The sequence below is a fragment of the Streptomyces sp. 3211.6 genome (assembly GCF_003634815.1).
In the GTDB taxonomy this organism is placed as follows: Bacteria; Actinomycetota; Actinomycetes; order Streptomycetales; family Streptomycetaceae; genus Streptomyces; species Streptomyces katrae_A.
The window spans coordinates 3,328,797-3,349,271 of the sequence record NZ_RBXC01000001.1; the positions used below are offsets into that span (position 1 = coordinate 3,328,797).

The window sequence follows — 20,475 nt, forward strand, 5'->3', positions numbered from 1 at the left end:
CCGGGGCCGCTACTTCACCCGCTCCAGCAGGGAGACGTGCAGGCCGCGCACCTCTGTCGTCGAAGCGACCCGGTAGTGGTCCTTCAGCGCCTTCTTCGGCGCCGCGGGGAGCTTGTTGTACGGGTCGTGGTGGCCGTCGTCGGTGTCCCGGGTGACCAGCCAGATCCGCTTCGTGTCGCCCAGGCAGCGCTCGGGCTGCCTGCACTCCACGGGGAACAGGTCGTCGGACGCCACCGCCGAGCGCTCGGCGAAGACGTCGCGCGGCCGGACCCGGTCGGGCAGGTAGTACCCGATCTGGTAGTCGATCATGAACACCCGTTCCGCCTTGCCGCGCGGGGTCACGAGGCCGTCGCCGGCCCGGTAGCCCTTGGCGATCACCCGTGCCGCCGCGATGCCGTCGGAGGTCTCCTTCGCCTGCTCGGTGCGCAGCTGGCGCTGGTCGGGGGCGCCGAGCAGGACCAGCGCCGCCAGCCCGGCCGCACCGGCCGCCCGGGGCCGCAGCGCGGCCAGCCCGGCGGCGGCGAGGACCGCCCAGGCGGGGACGGTGAACAGCACGTAGCGGTCGATGAAGTACGAGGAGCTGCCCTGCGAGGCCACGAAGCAGGCGGCGATCGGCGCGGCCCCCAGCAGCATCAGCTCGACGGCGGGACGCCGGCCCCGCGGCCACGCGAGCGGCAGCAGTGCCAGCGCGGCGACGGCCAGGCCCACCAGCGGGGAGGTGAACAGGTTGTCCCAGAGGCCGGCGACGTCCCGAAGGTGCGGGGTCTCGATCCAGCTGATCTGCCGGCCGACCTGCCGCCGCCCCAGCAGCAGCAGCGGAACCACCGGCAGCAGCCCCACCCCGGCCGCCCCCACGAAGGACAGCGCGCTGCGGGTACGCCGGCCGTCCCGCCACCGCAGGGCCACGATCATCGCGTGCGGCAGCAGGACCAGCAGCGACACCATGTGCAGCAGCCCCGACACCGCGACCAGCGCGGAGTACCCGGCCCAGCGCCCCGCCGACGGCCGCTCCAGCGCCCGCAGCAGCAGCCACGTCGCGGCGGTCACGGTGAGCACCACGAAGGCGTACGACCGGGCTTCGGTGCCGTACCGGGTCACGACGGGCAGCAGCGCGAACAGCAGCCCCGCGAACACGGCCGTCCGGCGGTCGAAAAGGGCCCGGGCGATCAGCACCACCAGGGCGGCGGAACCGGCCATGGCCAGCGCCGAGGGCAGCCGGAGCATGGCGGCGGAGTCCCCGAAGACGGAGACCCAGTAGTGCAGCATCAGGTAGTAGAGGCCGGAGACGGCGTCGACGTGCCCCAGCATCCCGAACAGCTCGCCGGTGCTGCGGGAGGCGGCGTTCCAGCTGGCCAGCTCGTCACGCCACAGCTGCGGGGTCCCGGCCCGGAAGGTGGTCACCGCCAGGGTCAGCAGTGCCGCCCACAGCCAGTCGGGCCCGGGCGGCCGTCGCCGGCCCGCACGGGCGGGGGCGGCGGGCGCGGGGGCGGTCTGCGTGGCAGTCGGCATCAGGAAATCTCCGCGGCAGAGCCGGTCGTGGGTGCACGGCCGTCCCTCGCGCGGGAGCCGGACGTCGACGTATCAGCATACGGGGGCTTCGGATAAGGCTCCCGTATGCGCGGTCACCGTGGGTCAGTCCTCGTCCAGGCCCTCCGCGATGCGGCGCTCGCGCAGCTCCTTGATCGCCTGGCGGCGGGCGAGGCGGTGCGTGCGGCGGATCTGGGCCTCCTGGTAGCGGCGCTCGTCCTGCTCCGTCTCCGGGATCACCGGCGGGACCGTGCGGGGCTTGCCGTCGGAGTCCACCGCCGTGAAGACGAGGTAGGCGCTGCCGACCTGGGTGGCGGGGGTGGACTCGTTCCACCGCTCCGCCAGGACCCGTACGCCGATCTCCATCGAGGAGCGGCCGGTCCAGTTGACCTGCGCCCGGACGTGCACCAGGTCGCCGACGCGGACCGGGGCGAGGAAGGCCATCTCGTCCATGGAGGCGGTGACGGCGGCCCCGCCGGAGTGACGCCCGGCCACGGCGCCGGCCGCGTCGTCCACCAGCTTCATGATCACACCGCCGTGCACGGTGCCGAGGAGGTTGGTGTCGGCCGCGGTCATGATGTGGCTGAGGGTGGTCCGGGACGCCGAGATCGGCTTCCCCTCCGGTGCGTCCGGTATCTGTGTCATGCAGCCACCTTAAGTGCGTCTCCGAGGCATCAGGTGTGCAACAGCCCCGGTACGAAGACCCCACCGGGGTGTCCCGGGGCGCTCCCGGCCGGGCATCCTTGTGCGCATGAGTGACTGGGACGGCTTCGGCGGGGAGCGCGACGCGCGCGGCCGACGTGATGACGGGTACGGACGCGGCAGCGGGCAGGCGCAGCCGCAGGGGCCGCAGCGGATGCGCCACGTGCAGCGGCAGCCGCAGGCCCCGCAGCCTCCCCGGTCCCAGCCCCGTCCCGCCCAGGGCCCCGCCCGGCCCTCCGTTCCGCCGCAGGCCCCGCCGCCCGGCGCGCGGCCCGGCCCCGGCTACGGGGTGCCGCCGCAGCAGACGCAGGGTCCCGACGCGGCGTACGACAGCGGCTACAACACCGGCCAGGTCTACGGCCGCCCTTCGGGCCCCGGACGTCCCTCCGGTCCCTCCGGTCCCGGGCGTCCCGGCGGACCCGGCGGACCGGGCGGCCCCGGCGGTCCGGTGCGGCCGGCCGGTCCCGCGCCGGACTGGCGCAAGCGGATCAAGATCGGTTCGATCGCGATCGTCTCCGTACTCCTGGTGACCACGATCGGCACCTACTTCTGGGCCGACTCCAAGGTCCGCCGCGAGGTCGACCTGTCCAAGGTCATCGAGCGGCCGAAGGAAGGCGACTGCACGACCTACCTCATCGTGGGCTCCGACAGCCGCGAGGGCATGTCCGACGAGGAGAAGAAGAAGCTCCACACGGGCTCCGCCGAGGGCAAGCGCACCGACTCGATGATGATCCTGGCCAAGTGCTCCAGCGGGAACACCATGGTCTCGCTGCCGCGCGACTCCGACGTGGAGATCCCCTCGTTCGTCGGCTCGCAGTCGGGCAAGAAGTACGCCGGCACCGGCAAGCGGACCAAGCTCAACGCCGCGTACGCCGACGACGGCCCGGAGCTGCTGGTCCGGACGATCGAGTTCAACACCGGCCTGCGCATCGACCACTACGCCGAGATCGGCTTCGCCGGCTTCGCGAACATCGTCGACGCGCTCGGCGGCGTGGAGCTGAACATCGAACAGGGCTTCAAGGACGAGAAGTCCGGCGCCGACTTCAAGGCGGGCAAGCAGACCCTCAACGGCGAGCAGTCCCTGGCCTTCGTCCGCACCCGCTACGCCTTCGCCGAGTCGGACCTGCAACGGACGAAGAACCAGCAGAAGTTCCTGGCCGCGCTCGCCTCCCAGGCCGCCACCCCGGGCACCGTCCTCAACCCCTTCTCCCTCTACCCGGTGCTGGGCGCCGGCCTGGACACCCTCATCGTCGACAAGGACATGTCCCTGTGGGACATGGGCCAGATGTTCTTCGCCATGAAGGGCATCAACAGCGGTGAGGGCGTGTCGATGAACATGCCGATCTCCGGGCAGCGGGGCGGCAACCTCCTGTGGGACAAGCCGAAGGTCCAGCAGCTGGTCAAGGAGATCCAGAACGATCAGAAGGTCACCGTCAGGGGGCAGTGAGCCGGAAGCGAGGCCGGCAGTGAAATGAAGCACTCGTTCCGCGGAGCGCTGGACAGTCCGGTGAGTTCTTCGTAAGACTGGGCCGCCTTTTGCACGCCTGCTCTGGAGCGTAGATGTCTTTGCCAGCGGCCCCGCCCGAACTCGGCGACCTGAGGCGGGACGGAGCCCAAGCGACAGCCCTCGTGGAGCAGCGGCGCAACCCGGCCTCCGCCCCCAAGCCCCGGCTGCGGGTCCTGGACGGCCTGCGGATCGTGGCGGCCGTGGTGGTGCTCAGCGCCCACTACGTGCACCCCGTGATCTGGGGCAGCCGCGAGAACAAGGAGCTGTTCGGCCCGCTGGCCACGGTCTCGCGCTACGGCTGGCTCGGCGTCGAGCTGTTCTTCATGATCAGCGGCTTCGTCATCTGCATGTCCGCCTGGGGCCGGCCGCTGGGCAGCTACCTGCGCAGCCGTGTCGTACGGCTCGGTCCGGCGTACTGGTTCTGCGCCCTGGTGACCGGCACCGTCATGGTGCTCTACGCGCAGGCCTACGGTGGCAGCCATCCCACGCCCAGTCAGATCCTGACCAATCTGACGATGGTGCAGATGCCGCTGAACAACCCCTCGCTCGACCCCTCCTACTGGACGTTGTGGTCGGAGGCCCGGTTCTACCTGATCTTCGCGATCGTCGCCTGGAAGGGCCTGACGTACCGCCGGGTCATGAACTTCTGCTGGATCTGGACCGTCGTCTCGATCCTCGCGCCGACCTCCGGCCTGCCGGTGCTGGAGGCGGTGGCGAACCAGACCTACTCGCCGCTGTTCATCTCCGGCATCTGCTTCTACCTGATCCGCCGCGAGGGCGCCCGCGTCGGCGAGCCCTGGATCCTGCTGGCCCTGTCCTGGCTGCTGATGCAGCGCTACATGACCGACATCCACGGCTGGAACACCCGCGCCGGCGACAAGCTGTCCTGGGCCGTGTGCGTCGCCGTGGTCACCTTCTTCTACCTCGTGATGGCCGCGGTCGCGCTGGGCCTGCTGGACCGGATCAACTGGCGCTGGCTGTCGGTGGCGGGCGCGATGTCCTACCCCCTGTACCTGCTGCACCAGCAGGTGGGTGTGACGCTGATGGAGCACTGGGCGGGCGACGTCCACCCCTACGTGCTCATCCTGTCGATGACCGGCTCGATGCTGCTGGCGTCCTGGCTGGTCGTGCGGTTCGTGGAACGGCCCGGCTCGGCGGCGCTCAAGCGCATGCTGGAACGGCGCCCCGCCAGGGCCTGAGGGCCGCCGGGCACGCGGAAGGGGCACCCCCGAGGGGGTGCCCCTTCTGCATGTCCTCGTGGCGGATCAGCGCCCGGCGCGGGCGCGGAGCTTCCACGGCATCGCGATGGACTCCAGCTGCACGGCCAGGTTCATCTTCGACTCGCCGACGGTACGGTCCTCGAAGTGGATCGGGACCTCCATCACCTGGAAACCGCGGCGCAGCGCCTTGTACTTCATCTCCACCTGGAAGCTGTAGCCGGCGCTGCCGATCGACGCGAGGTCGATGGCCTTCAGCGCGCCCGCGCTCCACAGGTTGAACCCGCCCGTGATGTCACGGACACGGGTGCCCAGGATGGTGCTCGCGTACGCGTTGGCCCAGCGGGAGAGCAGCTTGCGGTGCGCGCCCCAGGCGTCGGACAGGGTGCCGCCCGGCACGTAGCGGGAGCCCACGACCAGGCCGGCGCCGGTGGAGCGGGCCACGCCCAGCATCTCGGCGATCTTGCCGGCCGGGTGGGAGCCGTCCGCGTCCATCTGGAGCACGTACTCGGCGCCCTCCTCGACGGCCTTGGCCATGCCGGCCGCGTAGGCGCGGCCGAGGCCGTCCTTCGCGGTGCGGTGCAGGACCGACATGCGCGGCTTGCCCTCCTCGGTGAGGTAGCCCTCCGCGAGCTCGTCGGCGATCTTGCCGGTGCCGTCGGGCGAGGAGTCGTCGACGATCAGCAGGCGCAGGCCCGGCTGGTCGAGACCCATCAGCAGTTCCACCATGCCCGGGAGGTTGCCCGCCTCGTTGTAGGTCGGCATGACCACGGTGAGGGGGGTGTGCGCCCAGGTGTCGGGGAGCTTGGTGGTGGCAACGTCGGTCTTGCGGGGAGTCTGCTGCTCGCCTATCACAGGGTTATGCCTCACTGAGTTGGTCACCGGTCGGAGGAGAAACGGACGGCTGCGTCGGGCAGTTCCGCCTCGCACCACACCCGCACCCCTGCGCGAAGTTCGTTGTCGGCCCCCACGACGGCACCGTCACCGATGACGGCACCGGTCACGACCGTGCGCGAACCCACCGAGGCGCCGGCGCCGATGAGGCTGGCGTTCACCACCGTGTCCGCGCCGAGGACCGCGCCGTCCAGCACGATGGAACCCTGGACGACAGCGCCCGATTCGATCCGGGCGCCGGCACCCACCACGGTACCGCCCGTCAGCTTCGCGCCTTCCGACACCTGGGCACCGGGCAGGACGAGGGCCTCGCCGCGGGGGCCGGGGACGGCCGGGGAGGAGACGACCCCGCGCACGAGGTCGGCGGAAGCCTGGACGAAGGACTCCGGCTTGCCGAGGTCCAGCCAGTAGGTGTCCTCGGTCACGCCGTGCAGCTTGGCACCGGAGGCGAGGAGGCCGGGGAAGGTCTCGCGCTCGACGGATACCGGCCGGCCGGCCGGAATGGAGTCGATCACGCTGCGGCGGAAGACGTAGCAGCCGGCGTTGATCTGGTCCGTGATGATCTCTTCGGGGGTCTCGGGCTTCTCGGTGAAGGCCAGCACCCGGCCGTCGGGGTCGGTCGGGACCAGGCCGAAGGCGCGGGGGTCCTCGACGCGCACGAGGTGGAGGGAGACGTCGGCGTCGGCCGCCCGGTGGGACTCGACCAGGCCGGCGATGTCGAGGCCGGTCAGGATGTCGCCGTTGAAGACGAGCACGGGCGAGTCCGGGCCACCGGTCAGGCGCTGGGCGGCGTTGCGGATGGCACCGCCGGTGCCGAGGGGCTCGTCCTCGACGACGTACTCGAGGCTGATGCCGAAGTCGGATCCGTCGCCGAAGTAGGGCTCGAAGACCTCGGCGAGGTAGCAGGTGGCCATCACGATGTGCGTGACACCGGCGGCAGCGGCCCTGGCGATCTGGTGGGCGAGGAACGGGACGCCCGCTGCCGGAACCATCGGCTTGGGGGTGTTCACCGTCACGGGGCGCAGACGCGTCCCCTGCCCGCCGACCAGCAGGATCGCTTCCGTCATTTTGTTCTCTCCCCAACCGGTTCAGGCGTACGAAGCTTCAAAGTTAGCCCATCCGGCACAGTGCGACGCCCGGCGGAGGCCCGCCCGGGCCGCCTCCGGCAACGTTCCGGTTACGGCCGGTTCCGCACGCTGCGGCCGCCGGCGCCCCGGCCTGTCCCCTCTATAGGGGCGGCCCGCGCCACCCCCGGGGGGAGACCCCCTGCTCAGCCCCGGAACCCCGCCCACCACATCCGTCCGCACCCCGCAACCCCGGCACCCGCCGGCCCGTGGCCCCCAGCACCGGCACCGCACCGCCCACCAGCACGGACACCTCGGCCGGACCGGCCCGCTGGATCGGAATCGTTACAAAGGAACCCTTCGCATCCACCGCCCCGACGCCGTCGGGCCCGCGGACGGCGCAAGCGCGACAAGGCCCTCGGCTGGGTGCCGGGGCCTTGTCGTGTGCGGGAGCGGGTCGGTCCGCGCGACGCCTTACGGCAGGTTGCGCGCCATGACGATGCGCTGGACCTGGTTCGTGCCCTCGTAGATCTGCGTGATCTTCGCGTCGCGCATCATGCGCTCGACCGGGTAGTCGCGGGTGTAGCCGTAGCCGCCGAGGAGCTGGACGGCGTCGGTGGTGACCTCCATCGCGACGTCCGAGGCGAAGCACTTGGCCGCGGCGCCGAAGAACGTCAGGTCGCTGTCGACGCGTTCGGACTTGGCCGCCGCGGCGTAGGTCAGCTGGCGGGCGGCCTCGATCTTCATGGCCATGTCCGCGAGCATGAACTGGACGCCCTGGAAGTCGCCGATCGGCTTGCCGAACTGCTTGCGCTCCTGGACGTAGCCCTTCGCGTAGTCCAGGGCGCCCTGGGCGATGCCGAGGGCCTGGGCGGCGATGGTGATGCGGGTGTGGTCGAGGGTCTTCATCGCCGTGGCGAAGCCGGTGCCCTCGGCGCCGATCATGCGGTCGGCGGGGATGCGCACGTTGTCGAGGTAGACCTCGCGCGTCGGGGAGCCCTTGATGCCGAGCTTCTTCTCCGGGGCGCCGAAGGAGACGCCCTCGTCCGACTTCTCGACGACGAAGGCCGAGATGCCCTTGGAGCGCTTCTCGGGGTCGGTGACGGCCATGACCGTGTAGTAGTCGGAGACGCCCGCGTTGGTGATCCAGCGCTTGACGCCGTTGAGCACCCAGAAGTCGCCGTCGCGGACCGCGCGGGTCTTCATGCCGGCCGCGTCGGAGCCCGCGTCGGGCTCGGAGAGGCAGTAGGAGAACATCGCGTCGCCCTTGGCCAGCGGGCCGAGGTACTTGGCCTTGAGCTCCTCGGAGCCGGAGAGGATCACCGGGAGGGAGCCGAGCTTGTTCACGGCCGGGATCAGGGAGGAGGAGGCGCAGACGCGGGCCACCTCCTCGATCACGATGACCGTGGCGAGGGCGTCGGCGCCGGCGCCGCCGTAGGTCTCGGGCACGTGGACGGCGTGCAGGTCGTTGGCGACGAGGGCGTCGAGGGCCTCCTGCGGGAAGCGGGCCTCCTCGTCGACCGCGGCCGCGAACGGGAGGATCTTCGCCTCGCAGAGCGCGCGGACGGACTCGCGGAGCATGTCGTGCTCCTCGGCCGGGCGGTACAGGTCGAAGTCGGCAGAACCCGCCAAGATCAGTCACTCCCCAGGATGACGCGCCGTAGGGCGCTGACAGCCGTGTGTCGCTGGCAGGCGCGCGGCGCGGGATGCTAACTACCGTTAAGTAACCCAAATTCTAGTTCCCGGCGCCCGTGCAGCGATATGCAGCGCGTACGTGAGCTGCGTGACAGCCGGGTACTCCTGGGAACGTCCCCCGGGACCGGCCCGACTATGCTCGGGGGCCGCAAACGGCCCCGCACCTCTGGAGCATCCATGGCCCCCCTCAAGATCACCGTGATCGGCACCGGCTACTTGGGCGCCACGCACGCCGCGGCCATGGCGGAGCTCGGCTTCGAGGTGCTGGGGCTGGACGTGGTGCCGGAGAAGATCGAGATGCTGGCCTCGGGCCGGGTCCCCATGTACGAGCCCGGGCTGGAGGAGCTGCTGGCCCGGCACGTGGCCGGGCTGCCGGGGGCCACCGGGCGGCTGCGCTTCACGCAGTCGTGGGAGGAGGTCGGGGAGTTCGGCGACGTGCACTTCGTGTGCGTGAACACCCCGCAGAAGCACGGCGAGTACGCGTGCGACATGTCGTACGTGGACTCGGCCGTGGAGTCGCTGGCCCCGCACCTGACGCGGTCCGCGCTGGTGGTGGGGAAGTCCACCGTGCCCGTGGGGTCGGCCGAGCGGCTCGCCGCGAAGCTCGCCGCGCTGGCCCCGGCGGGCGCGGACGTGGAGCTGGCGTGGAACCCGGAGTTCCTGCGCGAGGGCTTCGCCGTGCAGGACACCCTGCACCCCGACCGGATCGTGATCGGCGTGCGGGGGGAGCGCGGGGAGAAGCTGCTGCGGGAGGTGTACGCGACGCCCATGGCGGAGGGCACCCCGCTGGTGGTGACCGACTTCCCGACGGCCGAGCTGGTCAAGACCGCCGCCAACTCCTTCCTCGCCACGAAGATCTCCTTCATCAACGCCATGGCCGAGGTCTGCGAGGCCGCCGGCGGTGACGTCGTCAAGCTCGCCGAGGCCATCGGTTACGACGAGCGGATCGGCGCCAAGTTCCTGCGCGCCGGCATCGGCTTCGGCGGCGGCTGTCTGCCCAAGGACATCCGCGCCTTCATGGCCCGGGCCGGCGAGCTCGGCGCCGACCAGGCGCTGACCTTCCTCAGGGAGGTCGACTCCATCAACATGCGACGCCGCGGCCACATGGTCGAGCTGGCGCGCGAGGCGGTGGGCGGGTCCTTCCTGGGCAAGCGGGTGGCGGTGCTCGGCGCCACGTTCAAGCCGGACTCGGACGACGTGCGCGACTCCCCCGCGCTGAACGTCGCCGGGCAGATCCACCTCCAGGGCGGCCAGGTCACGGTCTACGACCCCAAGGGCATGGACAACGCCCGCCGGGTCTTCCCCACCCTCGGCTACGCGGACTCGGCGCTGGCCGCCGCCCGCGGCGCGGAGGTCGTGCTGCACCTGACCGAGTGGCGCGAGTTCCGCGAGCTCGACCCCGCCGAGCTGGGGTCCGTCGTCACGGACCGGCTGATCCTCGACGGGCGCAACGCCCTCGACCCGCTGCGCTGGCGGGGCGCCGGGTGGACCTACCGGGCCATGGGACGCCCGCAGGCATAAGGGGCTTCCGGGCCCCCCGCGGGCCGGCCGGGGCGTACTTCGGTACCCACTTTTGAAGGTTCTCAGTCAAAGAAGCGGAATGAACGACTGGGTAGACTCGGGGCCGATGACCACGACCAGCAGCCCCGCAGTCCAGCCCACGGCGCCCTCGAAGACGGCGCCCGCCACGCGTGACCGGCGGGGATCCTTCGAAGCGGCCATGCGAGGACGCGGCGCCCTGCTGGGCATCGCGGTCTTCTGGCTGGCCACCAGGGCGGCGATGCTCTGGACGCTCGTCCACGACGTCGGGCACTCCACCAACACCCGGGTGGAGGTCTCCGTGACCTACCACAACTGGTACAACGTCCTGGTCCACTGGACGATGCCGCACAACGACGTCATGTGGCAGTACCCGCCGGCGGCCGCGGCGGTCTTCCTCTCCCCGGACCTGCTGCCGTTCCTCACCTACTTCCAGGCCTTCGTCGCCCTGACGGTGCTCTGCGACGCCGTCATCCTGCTCGGCCTCCTGAGGGCGGCGCGGCGCGACGACGGCAGCATGGCCGGTGCGGTGATGTGGCTGGTGGCGCTGCCGCTGATGATGGCGACCCCGTTCGCCCGTTACGACATCCACGTCACCCTGTTCGCGGTCTTCGCGCTGCTCTGCATGCGCAACCGGCCGCGGCTCGGCGGGGTCGTCGCCGGTATCGGGGCGATGGTCAAGGTGTGGCCGCTGCTGACGCTGCTCGGCGTCCCCCGCGGCAAGTCCACGCGTGACGCGATCGTCGCGGCGGCGCTGTCCTGCGCGGCGCTGCTGGGCGTGTTCGCGCTGCTGTTCAAGGACACGCTCGGGTTCCTGGGCAACCAGGGCAACCGCGGTGTGCAGGTCGAGTCGCTGGGCGGTTCGGCGCTGATGGCGGCGAAGCTGGTGCACCTGTGGCCCGGCAAGACCAACTTCCAGTTCGGGGCGTTCGAGTACGTCGGCCCGTACGTGTCGAGCGTCGCGCGGGCCTCGGTGGGCCTGACGGTGATCGGATTCCTGCTGCTCCTGCTGTGGCGGGTGAAGGCCAACCGCTGGTCGAGCGCGACGCCCTTCGACGCCGCGCTCTGCGCGATCCTGGTCTTCACGGTCACCAGCCGCGTGATCAGCCCGCAGTACATGATCTGGCTGCTGGGTCTCGGGGCGGTCTGCCTGACCTCGAAGCACAGCACCCAGCGGCCGGTCGCCTGGCTGCTGGTCGCCACCACCGCGCTGACCACCCTGGTCTTCCCCGTCTTCTACGACGCGGAGGTCCTGACCACCAGCACGCTGGGCACGGTCCTGCTCTGCTCCCGCAATGCCCTGCTGCTGTTCGCGACGGTGTGGTCCGGCGTCCGGCTGTGGAAGGCGACCGTCCTGCCGAAGGCGGAGCTCTAGCCGGGGGTGCCCTTGTGCTGGGCGGCGCGGGCGGTGAACTCCGCCTCGCGCAGCACCCGCTGGGCGTTGCCCCAGGTGAGCAGGGCGAGGTCGGCTTCCGACCAGCCGCGTTCCAGTAGTTCCGCGATCAGCCGCGGGTAGCCCGAGGGGTCGGTGAGTCCGGCCGGCCTCGGGCTTCCCTGTTCGGAGCCGAAGGCGGCGCCGAGGCCGACGCCGTCGGGGCCCGCGAGGGCGCGTACGTGTTCGACGTGGTCGGCCACGGCGTGCAGGGAGTCGCCGGTGCGTTCGGAGTCGAAGGTGACCATGGCCAGGCCGCCGGCCGCGCGCAGGGCGAGGAGGACCTCGTCGGTGGCGTTGTCCGGGTGCGGGTTGAGGGAGGCGGCGCCGGTGTTCGAGATGATCGCGGGTGCCTTGGAGGCGGCCGCGAGCTGGCAGGCGGCGGCGGGCGGGCAGCCCGTCAGGTCGATCAGCATCGCGAGCCGGTTCGCCTCCTTGACCACCTCGTGGCCGAAGGCCGTCAGGCCCTCGTCGGCCCAGGGGGCCCCGGCGGGCGCGAGCAGGCGTACGCCGAGGGCGTGGAAGGCGCGCAGGGCGCCGAGGGAGCCGGTGAGGGTGCTGCCGGGGACGGGGCCGAGGAACGAGGCGATCTGGCCGCGGTTGCGGGCGTCGGCCATGTCGTCGGCGGTCAGGGCGAGGTACAGGGTGTCGGCGTAGCGGCGCATCAGGGCGCGTGCGGCGTCGATCTGTTCGAGGGTCTCGCACACGGCCTGGGCGCAGGAGTCCGCGCGGGGCGGGCCGGGGGGTACGAGGAGGGTCCAGAACTGGGCGCCCACGCCCCCGGCGCGCAGCCGGGGGATGTCGGTGTCGACCTCGGTGTCCGGGGTGTCGATGTCGTGGTACGGGCTCTGGCGCAGGGTCCAGACGAGGGTGTTGCAGCCGTCGGCCACGGGATGGACGGCGAGCAGCGCGGCCGCGCGGTCCAGTGATCCGCCCGCCGCCAGGGGGGCGGTGACGGGGACGTCTTCGGCTCCGACACCCACGGAGTGGGGTTCATCCTGCAGGTCGGCCATGGCATTCGCTCCGGTCTCGGCGGCAGCAGGGAGATATGGGGCCACCGTGACATGCGGGGTGAGGGTGGCGCCCGGCGAATGCGGCGTTCGGGTGTACGGCGGTACGGGACAGGGCCGGGGCCGGGGTGTACGGCGGTACGGGACAGGGGCGGGGCCGGGTGTTCCCGGTCCCGCCCCTGTGCGCGGTCTCCCCTGCGGGTGCGGCTAGAGCACCGCGTTGGAGGGGCCGCGGGTGGCCGAGAGGTCCCGGGCGACCGCTTCGGCGTCGCGCAGCGCCCGTACGGCGTTGGACCAGGTCAGCTTGGCCAGGTCGGCCCGGGACCAGCCGCGGTGCAGGAGCTCCGCGATCAGGTTCGGGTAGCCGGAGACGTCGTCGAGCCCGGCCGGGGTGAAGGCCGTGCCGTCGAAGTCGCCGCCGATGCCGATGTGGTCGACGCCGGCGACCTCGCGCATGTGGTCGAGGTGGTCGGCGACGGTGGCGGCGGTGGCCACGGGGCGGGGGCGGCCGGCTTCGAAGGCCCGGTGGAGGGCCATCGCCTCGGGGGTGGTGTCGAGGTGGTGGAAGCCGTGGGCGCGCAGGTTCTCGTCCGCGGCGAGGGTCCACTCGACGGCGGCCGGGAGGATGAACTTCGGCACGAAGGTGGCCATCGCGACGCCGCCGTTGGCGGGCAGCTGGGCCAGCACGTCGTCGGGGACGTTGCGCGGGTGGTCGCAGACCGCCCGGGCCGAGGAGTGCGAGAAGATCACCGGCGCGGCCGAGACGGCGAGCGCGTCGCGCATGGTGGTGTCGGCGACGTGCGAGAGGTCGACGAGCATGCCGATGCGGTTCATCTCGCGCACCACCTCGCGGCCGAAGTCCGCGAGGCCGCCGTGGCGGGGTGCGTCGGTCGCCGAGTCCGCCCAGTCGATGGTGTCGTTGTGGGTGAGCGTCATGTACCGCACGCCCAGCCGGTGCAGGGCGCGCAGGGTGGCGAGCGAGTTGTTGATGGAGTGGCCGCCCTCGGCACCCGTCAGCGAGGCGATCCGGCCGTCGGCGCGGGCCGCCTCCATGTCGTCCGCCGTCAGGGCCCGCACCAGGTCCCCGGGGTAACGGGCGATCAGCTGCCCGACGGCGTCGATCTGCTCCAGGGTGGCGCTGACGGCCTCGTCGCCCGCGAAGTCGGAGCGGACGTAGACCGACCAGAACTGCGCGCCGACCCCGCCGGCGCGCAGCCGGGGGATGTCGGTGTGCAGGTGGGCCGACTGGTCGCCGGCGATGTCGCGCCGGGCGAGGTCGTAGCGCACCTGCTCGCGCAGGGCCCAGGGCAGGTCGTTGTGGCCGTCGACGACCGGGTGCTCGGCGAGGAGCTCCCGGGCCCGCGCGAGCAGGTCCGCCGCGCTCACTTGCCGAACCCGAAGGATTCCGCGCCCGCCACCTTGGCGCGCAGCCGCTTGCCCTTCTCTGTGGCCTGGTCGTTGAGCTCCTGCTGGAACTCCCGCATCCGGCCGAGCAGCTCGGGGTCGTGCGCGGCGAGCATGCGCACGGCGAGCAGGCCGGCGTTGCGGGCGCCGGCGACGGAGACGGTGGCGACGGGAACCCCGGCGGGCATCTGGACGATCGACAGGAGCGAGTCCATGCCGTCGAGGTACTTCAGCGGGACCGGCACGCCGATGACGGGCAGCGGGGTGACGGAGGCGAGCATGCCGGGCAGGTGGGCTGCCCCGCCCGCACCGGCGATGATCGCCTTCAGGCCCCGCTCGGCGGCGTGCTCGCCGTAGGCGACCATCTCGCGCGGCATCCGGTGGGCGGAGACGACGTCGACCTCGTAGGGGATCTCGAACTCGTCCAGCGCCTGGGCGGCGGCCTCCATGACCGGCCAGTCGGAGTCCGAGCCCATGACGATGCCCACGACGGGGGAAGTGCTCATTCGGTGATCGTTCCTCTGAGGTAGCCGGCTGCGTGGCGTGCGCGTTCCAGCACATCGTCCAGGTCGTCGCCGTAGGTGTTGACGTGGCCGACCTTGCGGCCGTGTTTCACGTCCTTGCCGTACATGTGGATCTTCACCTGCGGGTCGTGGGCCATGCAGTGCAGGTACGCCGCGTACATGTCGGGGTAGTCCCCGCCGAGGACGTTCGCCATCACGGTCCAGCGGGCCCGGGGGCGCGGGTCGCCCAGGGGGAGGTCCAGGACCGCGCGGACGTGGTTGGCGAACTGGGAGGTGACCGCGCCGTCCTGGGTCCAGTGGCCGCTGTTGTGCGGGCGCATGGCCAGTTCGTTGACGAGGATGCGGCCGTCGGTGGTCTCGAACAGCTCCACGGCCAGGTGGCCGGTGACGTCGAGTTCCTTGGCGATGCGCAGGGCCAGGGCCTGGGCCTCGCCCGCGAGGGCTTCGGAGAGGTTGGGGGCGGGGGCGATCACCGTGTCGCACACGCCGTCGACCTGGATGGACTCGACGACGGGGTAGGCCACGGCCTGGCCGTGCGGGGAGCGGACGATGTTGGCCGCGAGTTCGCGGACGTAGTCCACCTTCTCCTCCGCGAGGACCGGGACGCCCGCCTTGAACGGGGCCTCCGCGTCCTCGGGCGTGCGGACGAACCACACGCCCTTGCCGTCGTACCCGCCGCGCACCGTCTTGAGGATGACGGGGAAGCCGCCGACCTCTTCCGCGAAGGCCGCCGCGTCCGCCGGATCGCTCACGATCCGGTGGCGGGGGCTGGGCGCGCCGATCTCGTCGAGCCTGGCGCGCATCACCCCCTTGTCCTGGGCGTGCACCAACGCGTCGGGCCCCGGCCGGACGGGGATGCCGTCCGACTCCAGGGCCCGGAGGTGCTCGGTGGGTACGTGCTCGTGATCGAAGGTGATCACGTCGCAGCCGCGCGCGAAGGCGCGCAACGTGTCCAGGTCGCGATAGTCGCCGATGACGACGTCGTTCACGACCAGGGCCGCCGAGTCCTGGGGGGTGTCACTGAGGATCTTGAATCTGATGCCGAGGGGGATGCCCGCCTCGTGGGTCATGCGGGCGAGCTGACCGCCGCCGACCATGCCGACTACCGGGAACGTCACGCCTCCAGGGTATCCGCCGGTATTCCGCCATACGGACGCAGGCCTGGCGCGGACTCGCCGGTGGGGCCCGGAGGCCTTGTGTGCGTTGCGTCGCACGGGGTGCCGAGGCGCGGCGGGCCCCCCGGGGCGACACTTAACATGGTGGGGTTGACGAGATCGGGTGACACGCCCGGCGGGCGCTGACGGCCCACCCCGCGGACCCTCCCGCGGCCCACCCGGGACTCACACGACGACTGACAGGGACTGAACCATCACATGAGCACCCCGAACGCAGTACCGCTGTCCGAGCGCTTCCGAGGCCTGGCCCGGGAGGTCGTCAAGTTCGGCGCGGTCGGCGGCGCGGGCGTCCTGGTGAACTTCGGCGTCTTCAACCTGCTGCGCGCCACCACGGACCTGCAGACGGTCCGCGCGAACGTGATAGCCATCGTGGTCGCCATCATCACGAACTACGTGGGGTTCCGCTACTTCACCTACCGTGACCGCGACCTGGGCAGCCGGCGCCGCGAGATGATCCTCTTCGTGCTGTTCAGCGTGATCGGCATGGTCATCGAGAGCGGCGTGCTCTACGTCGCCACGTACGGCTTCGGGCTGGACAGCTCGCTGCAGAACAACGTCTCCAAGTTCTTCGGCATGGCGGTGGCGACGGTCTTCCGGTTCTGGTCGTACCGGACGTGGGTCTTCAAGGCCCTGCCGACGGACGCTGCGCCCTCGCTGGTCGTCGAGCAGCGTGACGGGCAGGAGCCGGCGCCCGTGGCCCCCCGCACCCCGGAGCCGGCGGGCAACCAGGGCTGAGGCCTACCTGACCGTCCGCTCCGGCTCCGCGCGCGGGGGCGCGGTGCGGCTGAGGAAGAGCGCGAACACCGGCGGCTGACTCTGGAGGAGCTCCAGGCGGCCGCCGTCCGCTTCCGCGAGGTCCCGGGCGACGGCGAGGCCGATGCCGGTGGAGTTGCGGCCGCTGATGGCCCGCTCGAAGATCCGGTTGCCGAGGTCGGGCGGGACGCCGGGGCCCTCGTCGGTGACCTCGATGACGGCCTGGTTGCCGGTGACGCGGGTGCGCAGGGCGACGGTGCCGCCGCCGTGCATGAGTGCGTTCTCCACGAGGGTGGCCAGGACCTGGGAGACCGCGCCGGGGGTGCCGACGGCCCGCATGCCGGTCTTGCCGGAGCGGACGATGGCCCGGCCGGCGCTGCGGTAGGCCGGGCGCCACTCCTCCAGCTGCTGCTTGACGACCTCGTCGAGGTCGAAGGGGACGGCGGAGCCGGTGCGGGGGTCGCGCGAGTTCGTCAGCAGCCGCTCCACCACGTCCGTGAGCCGTTCCACCTGGGTGAGGGCGATGCTCGCCTCCTCGCGGACGGTCTCCAGGTCGTCCGTGACGGTGATCTCCTCCAGCCGCATCGACAGGGCCGTCAGCGGGGTGCGCAGCTGGTGGGAGGCGTCGGCGGCGAGGCGGCGTTCGGCGGTGAGCATCCGGCCGATGCGCTCCGCGCTGGCGTCGAGGACGTCGGCCACCCGGTCGAGCTCGGGGACCCCGTAGCGCTTGTGGCGGGGCCGGGGGTCGCCGGAGCCGAGGCGCTCGGCGGTCTCGGCGAGGTCGGTCAGCGGGGAGGCGAGCCGGTTGGCCTGGCGGACGGCGAGGAGCACGGCGGCGACGACGGCCAGCAGGGCGACGGCGCCGACCACGGCCAGGGTGCGCCCGACCTCGCGGGTGACGGTGGAGCGGGACTCCTCCACGACGACGACCTCGCCCTGTTCGCCGCGTGCGGTGCCCCGGATGACGTTGTCCTCGATGCGGTCGCCGACTTCGACCGTCGGCTGACCGGGGACGGAGATGCGGGCGTACGTGCCCATGTCCAGCTGTTCGGACAGCGAGCCGGGGTCCACCCGCCGGTGCTCCAGGGCGTCGGCCTCGACCACGCCCAGCAGGCGCAGCGCCTCGGAGCCGATGCGGTCCTGAGCGCTGCTGGTGATGGTCCGGGTCTCCACGATGACGAGGGAGACCCCGAACACGGCGATCACGACGAGGACCACGGCGAGGGTGGAGTTGATCAGACGGCGGCGCATGCCGTAGAGCATGCCCTAACGGACGAGCGCGCCCCGCCCCTCCGCGGGCCCCCCGGGTCAGCTCTTCTCGAAGCGGAAGCCGACTCCCCGGACGGTGGCGATGTAGCGGGGGTTGGCGGCGTCGTCGCCCAGCTTCTTGCGGAGCCAGGAGATGTGCATGTCGAGGGTCTTGGTGGAGGACCACCAGGTGGTGTCCCAGACCTCGCGCATCAGCTGGTCGCGGGTGACGACGCGGCCGGCGTCGCGGACCAGGACGCGCAGCAGGTCGAACTCCTTGGCGGTGAGCTGGAGCTCCTCCTCCCCCATCCAGGCGCGGTGGGACTCGACGTCGATGCGCACGCCGTGGGTGGCGGGGGCCTGGGCGGCGTCGTTGGCGCCGCGCCGCAGCAGGGCCCGTACGCGGGCCAGCAGCTCGGCGAGGCGGAAGGGCTTGGTCACGTAGTCGTCGGCGCCGGCGTCCAGGCCGACCACCGTGTCGACCTCGTCGGCCCGGGCGGTCAGGACCAGGATCGGGAAGCCGTGGCCCTCGGCCCGCAGCCGCCGGGCCACTTCCAGGCCGTCCATTCCGGGCAGTCCCAGGTCGAGGACGACGAGATCGACGCCGCCCTGCAGTCCGGCCTCCAGGGCGGTGGGGCCGTCCTCCCGGACCTCGACCTCGTAGCCCTCCCGGCGCAGGGCGCGGGCCAGGGGTTCCGAGATGGATGCGTCGTCCTCGGCGAGCAGTACACGCGTCATGTGGGTGATGGTAGTCCGCGGCGGGTCGAAGGAGGCGCCTGCCTGCGTACCCCTCTGGAACTGGGGTTATTGACTACTATCGGCCTTCGAACTTGACGTATCGGTTCCCGTCTTCCCTGTGATCCATATCTCAAGCCCTTCCATATGCATCGGCGCCCTGTCGTATGGTGGCGGAACGCCCGATGCACTATCGAGGGGACATCTGCGCTCAAATCCGAGCCAAGAACCTCAAATTCTGCTCTGGTCGGTCTCGTCCGGCCCAGATGACAGTGAATGACCTATGGGCCGGGCCCTGCGCGCGAGGATGCGCGGAGGGCGTGGATCCCGGTTACGGCTGCTCCGTCACCCCGTCACAGCGGGGAACGACACCCCAGGGCGTGGGGTAGGGGCATCCGTCGCCGGTGCCGGCCACCCCCCACCGGGCGCTGAACAGCTCACGAAGCCAAGCGTCCCGAGCAAGCAAGGATCGACCATGGCTTCCAGCCTGACGAAGGCCTCGCCGAGCGCAGCTCACGAGAAGACCTTCCTCGGCCACCCCGTTGGCCTGGCCACGCTGTTCATGACCGAGATGTGGGAGCGCTTCTCCTACTACGGCATGCGTGCGCTTCTCGTTCTGTACTTGGTCTCCGGCGGCGCTGACGCCGCGACCGGCAGCCAGGGCGGGGGTCTCGCCTTCACGGCCGCGACGGCCACGGCGATCTACTCGGTGTACGTCGCCATGGTCTACCTCATGGCCATGCCCGGCGGCTGGTTCGGTGACCGCGTCTGGGGCGCCCGCAAGACCGTCGCCATCGCCGGCGGCGTGATCATGGCGGGCCACGTCGCGCTGGCCGTCCCCGGCACGATCGCCTTCTTCGTGGGTCTGCTGCTGGTCGCGTTCGGCTCCGGTCTGCTGAAGGCCAACATCTCCACGATGGTGGGCCACCTCTACAAGGGCCTGGACGACTCGCGCCGCGACAGCGGTTTCACGATCTTCTACATCGGCATCAACGTGGGTGCCTTCGCGGCCCCGCTGGTGATCGGCACCATCGGCGAGACCGTCAGCTGGCACCTCGGCTTCCTGCTCGCCGCCATCGGCATGGGCGTGGGCCTGGCGGTCTACCTGCTCGCGGCCCGCACCCTGAACCCCGAGAGCAGCGTCGTCCCGAACCCGCTGACCCCGGCCGAGCGCAAGGCCGTGATCGTCAAGGTCCTCGCGGTCCTGGCCGTCGTCGCCGTCTTCTACACCGCGGTGGGCATGGCGGGCATGTTCACGATCAAGTGGGCGCTGTACCCGATCACCATCATCGGTCTGGTCATACCGGTCGCCGTCCTCGTGCGCATCAAGCGCGACAAGGACCTGTCGGCCGGCGAGCAGTCCAAGATGAGCGCCTACATCTGGTTCTTCGTGGCCGCCGCCGTGTTCTGGATGATCTACGACCAGGGCGGTTCGACCCTCTCGCTGTTCGGTGACAAGAACTCCCAGCGCAGCCTGCTCGGCTGGGAAGTCCCCACCGTCATCTTCCAGGCGCTGAACCCGCTCTTCGTGGTGGCGCTCGCCCCGGTCTTCGCCACCCTGTGGGTGGTCCTGGCCCGCCGGAACCGCGAGCCCAGCACCATCGTGAAGTTCTCGGGTGCCCTGGCCCTGGTCGGCGCCTCGTTCTTCATCTTCGCGCTGCCGCTGAACCAGACCGCGGGCAACGACACCAAGGTCACCATGTGGTGGCTGGTGCTGATCTTCCTGGTGCAGACCGTCGCCGAGCTCTGCCTGTCCCCGGTCGGCCTGTCGGTCACCACCAAGATGGCGCCGCAGAAGTACGCCTCCCAGATGATGGGCGTCTGGTTCCTCGCCGTCACCGCCGGTGACTGCGTGACCGGTCTGCTGGGTCTGGCCGACGTGAAGCTGAACGGCGTCGGTGTGATCCTCTTCCAGGCGGCCGCCGCCGTGGTCGCCGGTCTGGCGATCTACATGTACCGCAAGAAGGTCGACGCCCTGATGGGCGAGCTGAACTGACCCACCGCCCCGAGGGGTGACTGAAGGCCCGGCACACCGGATGGTGTGCCGGG

At 71.2% G+C, this 20,475-nt stretch carries 17 protein-coding genes; 6 read left to right on the top strand and 11 right to left on the bottom strand.

The genetic code is table 11. The features are described from left to right. Positions 1-9 precede the first annotated feature (9 nt). A complete protein-coding gene (locus BX286_RS15200) occupies positions 10-1,509 on the bottom strand; it encodes a glycosyltransferase family 39 protein (RefSeq protein ID WP_079427522.1) in 1,500 nt (499 codons plus the stop codon). Positions 1,510-1,632: 123 nt separating this feature from the next. Continuing rightward, positions 1,633-2,172 carry an acyl-CoA thioesterase gene (locus BX286_RS15205; RefSeq protein ID WP_079427524.1) on the bottom strand — a complete coding sequence of 180 codons (540 nt, stop codon included), beginning with the start codon at positions 2,170-2,172 and terminating at the stop codon, positions 1,633-1,635. A 106-nt stretch (positions 2,173-2,278) separates the two neighbouring features. Between BX286_RS15205 and BX286_RS15210 the strand changes: the two genes are divergently transcribed. Both BX286_RS15210 and BX286_RS15215 read left to right on the top strand, forming a co-directional pair. Continuing rightward, positions 2,279-3,676, top strand: coding sequence for an LCP family protein (locus BX286_RS15210; RefSeq protein ID WP_079427526.1), 1,398 nt, complete (start codon positions 2,279-2,281; stop codon positions 3,674-3,676). Positions 3,677-3,789: 113 nt separating this feature from the next. Continuing rightward, positions 3,790-4,935 (top strand): acyltransferase, encoded by a 1,146-nt coding sequence (locus BX286_RS15215; RefSeq protein ID WP_121015185.1) that lies wholly within the window; start codon positions 3,790-3,792, stop codon positions 4,933-4,935. A 66-nt stretch (positions 4,936-5,001) separates the two neighbouring features. Here BX286_RS15215 and BX286_RS15220 read toward each other — a convergent pair whose 3' ends face one another. The 3 genes from BX286_RS15220 to BX286_RS15230 form a co-directional block, all read right to left on the bottom strand. Then, positions 5,002-5,808 (bottom strand): polyprenol monophosphomannose synthase, encoded by an 807-nt coding sequence (locus BX286_RS15220; RefSeq protein WP_079427530.1) that lies wholly within the window; start codon positions 5,806-5,808, stop codon positions 5,002-5,004. Between the two features lie 23 nt (positions 5,809-5,831). Beyond that, a complete protein-coding gene (locus BX286_RS15225; protein WP_079427532.1) occupies positions 5,832-6,914 on the bottom strand; it encodes an NDP-sugar synthase in 1,083 nt (360 codons plus the stop codon). A gap of 471 nt (positions 6,915-7,385) precedes the next feature. Next, positions 7,386-8,543, bottom strand: a complete 1,158-nt coding sequence (locus tag BX286_RS15230) for an acyl-CoA dehydrogenase family protein (protein WP_042812866.1) — start codon at positions 8,541-8,543, stop codon at positions 7,386-7,388. A gap of 240 nt (positions 8,544-8,783) precedes the next feature. On the opposite strand from BX286_RS15230, the gene BX286_RS15235 reads away from it, so the two are divergent. Next, entirely contained in the window at positions 8,784-10,127 is a 1,344-nt protein-coding gene (locus tag BX286_RS15235) for a UDP-glucose/GDP-mannose dehydrogenase family protein (protein ID WP_079427534.1), read from the top strand. 106 nt (positions 10,128-10,233) lie between these two features. Further along, complete coding sequence (locus tag BX286_RS15240) at positions 10,234-11,520, top strand: glycosyltransferase family 87 protein (RefSeq protein WP_079427536.1); 1,287 nt, start codon at positions 10,234-10,236, stop codon at positions 11,518-11,520. Here BX286_RS15240 and BX286_RS15245 read toward each other — a convergent pair. From BX286_RS15245 to BX286_RS15260, 4 genes are all read right to left on the bottom strand, one after another. After that, positions 11,517-12,590 carry a membrane dipeptidase gene (locus BX286_RS15245; protein ID WP_100863537.1) on the bottom strand — a complete coding sequence of 358 codons (1,074 nt, stop codon included), beginning with the start codon at positions 12,588-12,590 and terminating at the stop codon, positions 11,517-11,519. The genes BX286_RS15240 and BX286_RS15245 overlap by 4 nt on opposite strands. 204 nt (positions 12,591-12,794) lie before the next feature. Next, positions 12,795-13,973: a dipeptidase gene (locus tag BX286_RS15250; protein WP_079427540.1), complete on the bottom strand. Its 1,179-nt coding sequence runs from the start codon at positions 13,971-13,973 to the stop codon at positions 12,795-12,797. Next, the gene (purE, locus tag BX286_RS15255; protein ID WP_079427542.1) at positions 13,970-14,497 is read right to left on the bottom strand and encodes a 5-(carboxyamino)imidazole ribonucleotide mutase; all 528 of its coding nucleotides are present in this window, start codon (positions 14,495-14,497) and stop codon (positions 13,970-13,972) included. Before purE ends, BX286_RS15250 begins: the two co-directional genes overlap by 4 nt. Further along, positions 14,494-15,633, bottom strand: a complete 1,140-nt coding sequence (locus BX286_RS15260) for a 5-(carboxyamino)imidazole ribonucleotide synthase (protein WP_079427544.1) — start codon at positions 15,631-15,633, stop codon at positions 14,494-14,496. The genes purE and BX286_RS15260 overlap by 4 nt, the downstream gene beginning before the upstream one ends. Before the next feature lie 255 nt (positions 15,634-15,888). On the opposite strand from BX286_RS15260, the gene BX286_RS15265 reads away from it, so the two are divergent. Next, entirely contained in the window at positions 15,889-16,425 is a 537-nt protein-coding gene (locus BX286_RS15265) for a GtrA family protein (RefSeq protein WP_079427546.1), read from the top strand. A gap of 3 nt (positions 16,426-16,428) precedes the next feature. On the opposite strand, the gene BX286_RS15270 is transcribed toward BX286_RS15265, so the two are convergent. Continuing rightward, complete coding sequence (locus BX286_RS15270; RefSeq protein ID WP_079431754.1) at positions 16,429-17,694, bottom strand: ATP-binding protein; 1,266 nt, start codon at positions 17,692-17,694, stop codon at positions 16,429-16,431. Positions 17,695-17,751: 57 nt separating this feature from the next. Further along, on the bottom strand, positions 17,752-18,429 hold the full coding sequence (locus BX286_RS15275; RefSeq protein ID WP_042812873.1) for a response regulator transcription factor: 678 nt from the start codon (positions 18,427-18,429) through the stop codon (positions 17,752-17,754). 472 nt (positions 18,430-18,901) lie between these two features. Between BX286_RS15275 and BX286_RS15280 the strand changes: the two genes are divergently transcribed. After that, on the top strand, positions 18,902-20,422 hold the full coding sequence (locus tag BX286_RS15280; RefSeq protein WP_079427548.1) for a peptide MFS transporter: 1,521 nt from the start codon (positions 18,902-18,904) through the stop codon (positions 20,420-20,422). The last annotated feature ends 53 nt before the right edge of the window (positions 20,423-20,475 follow it).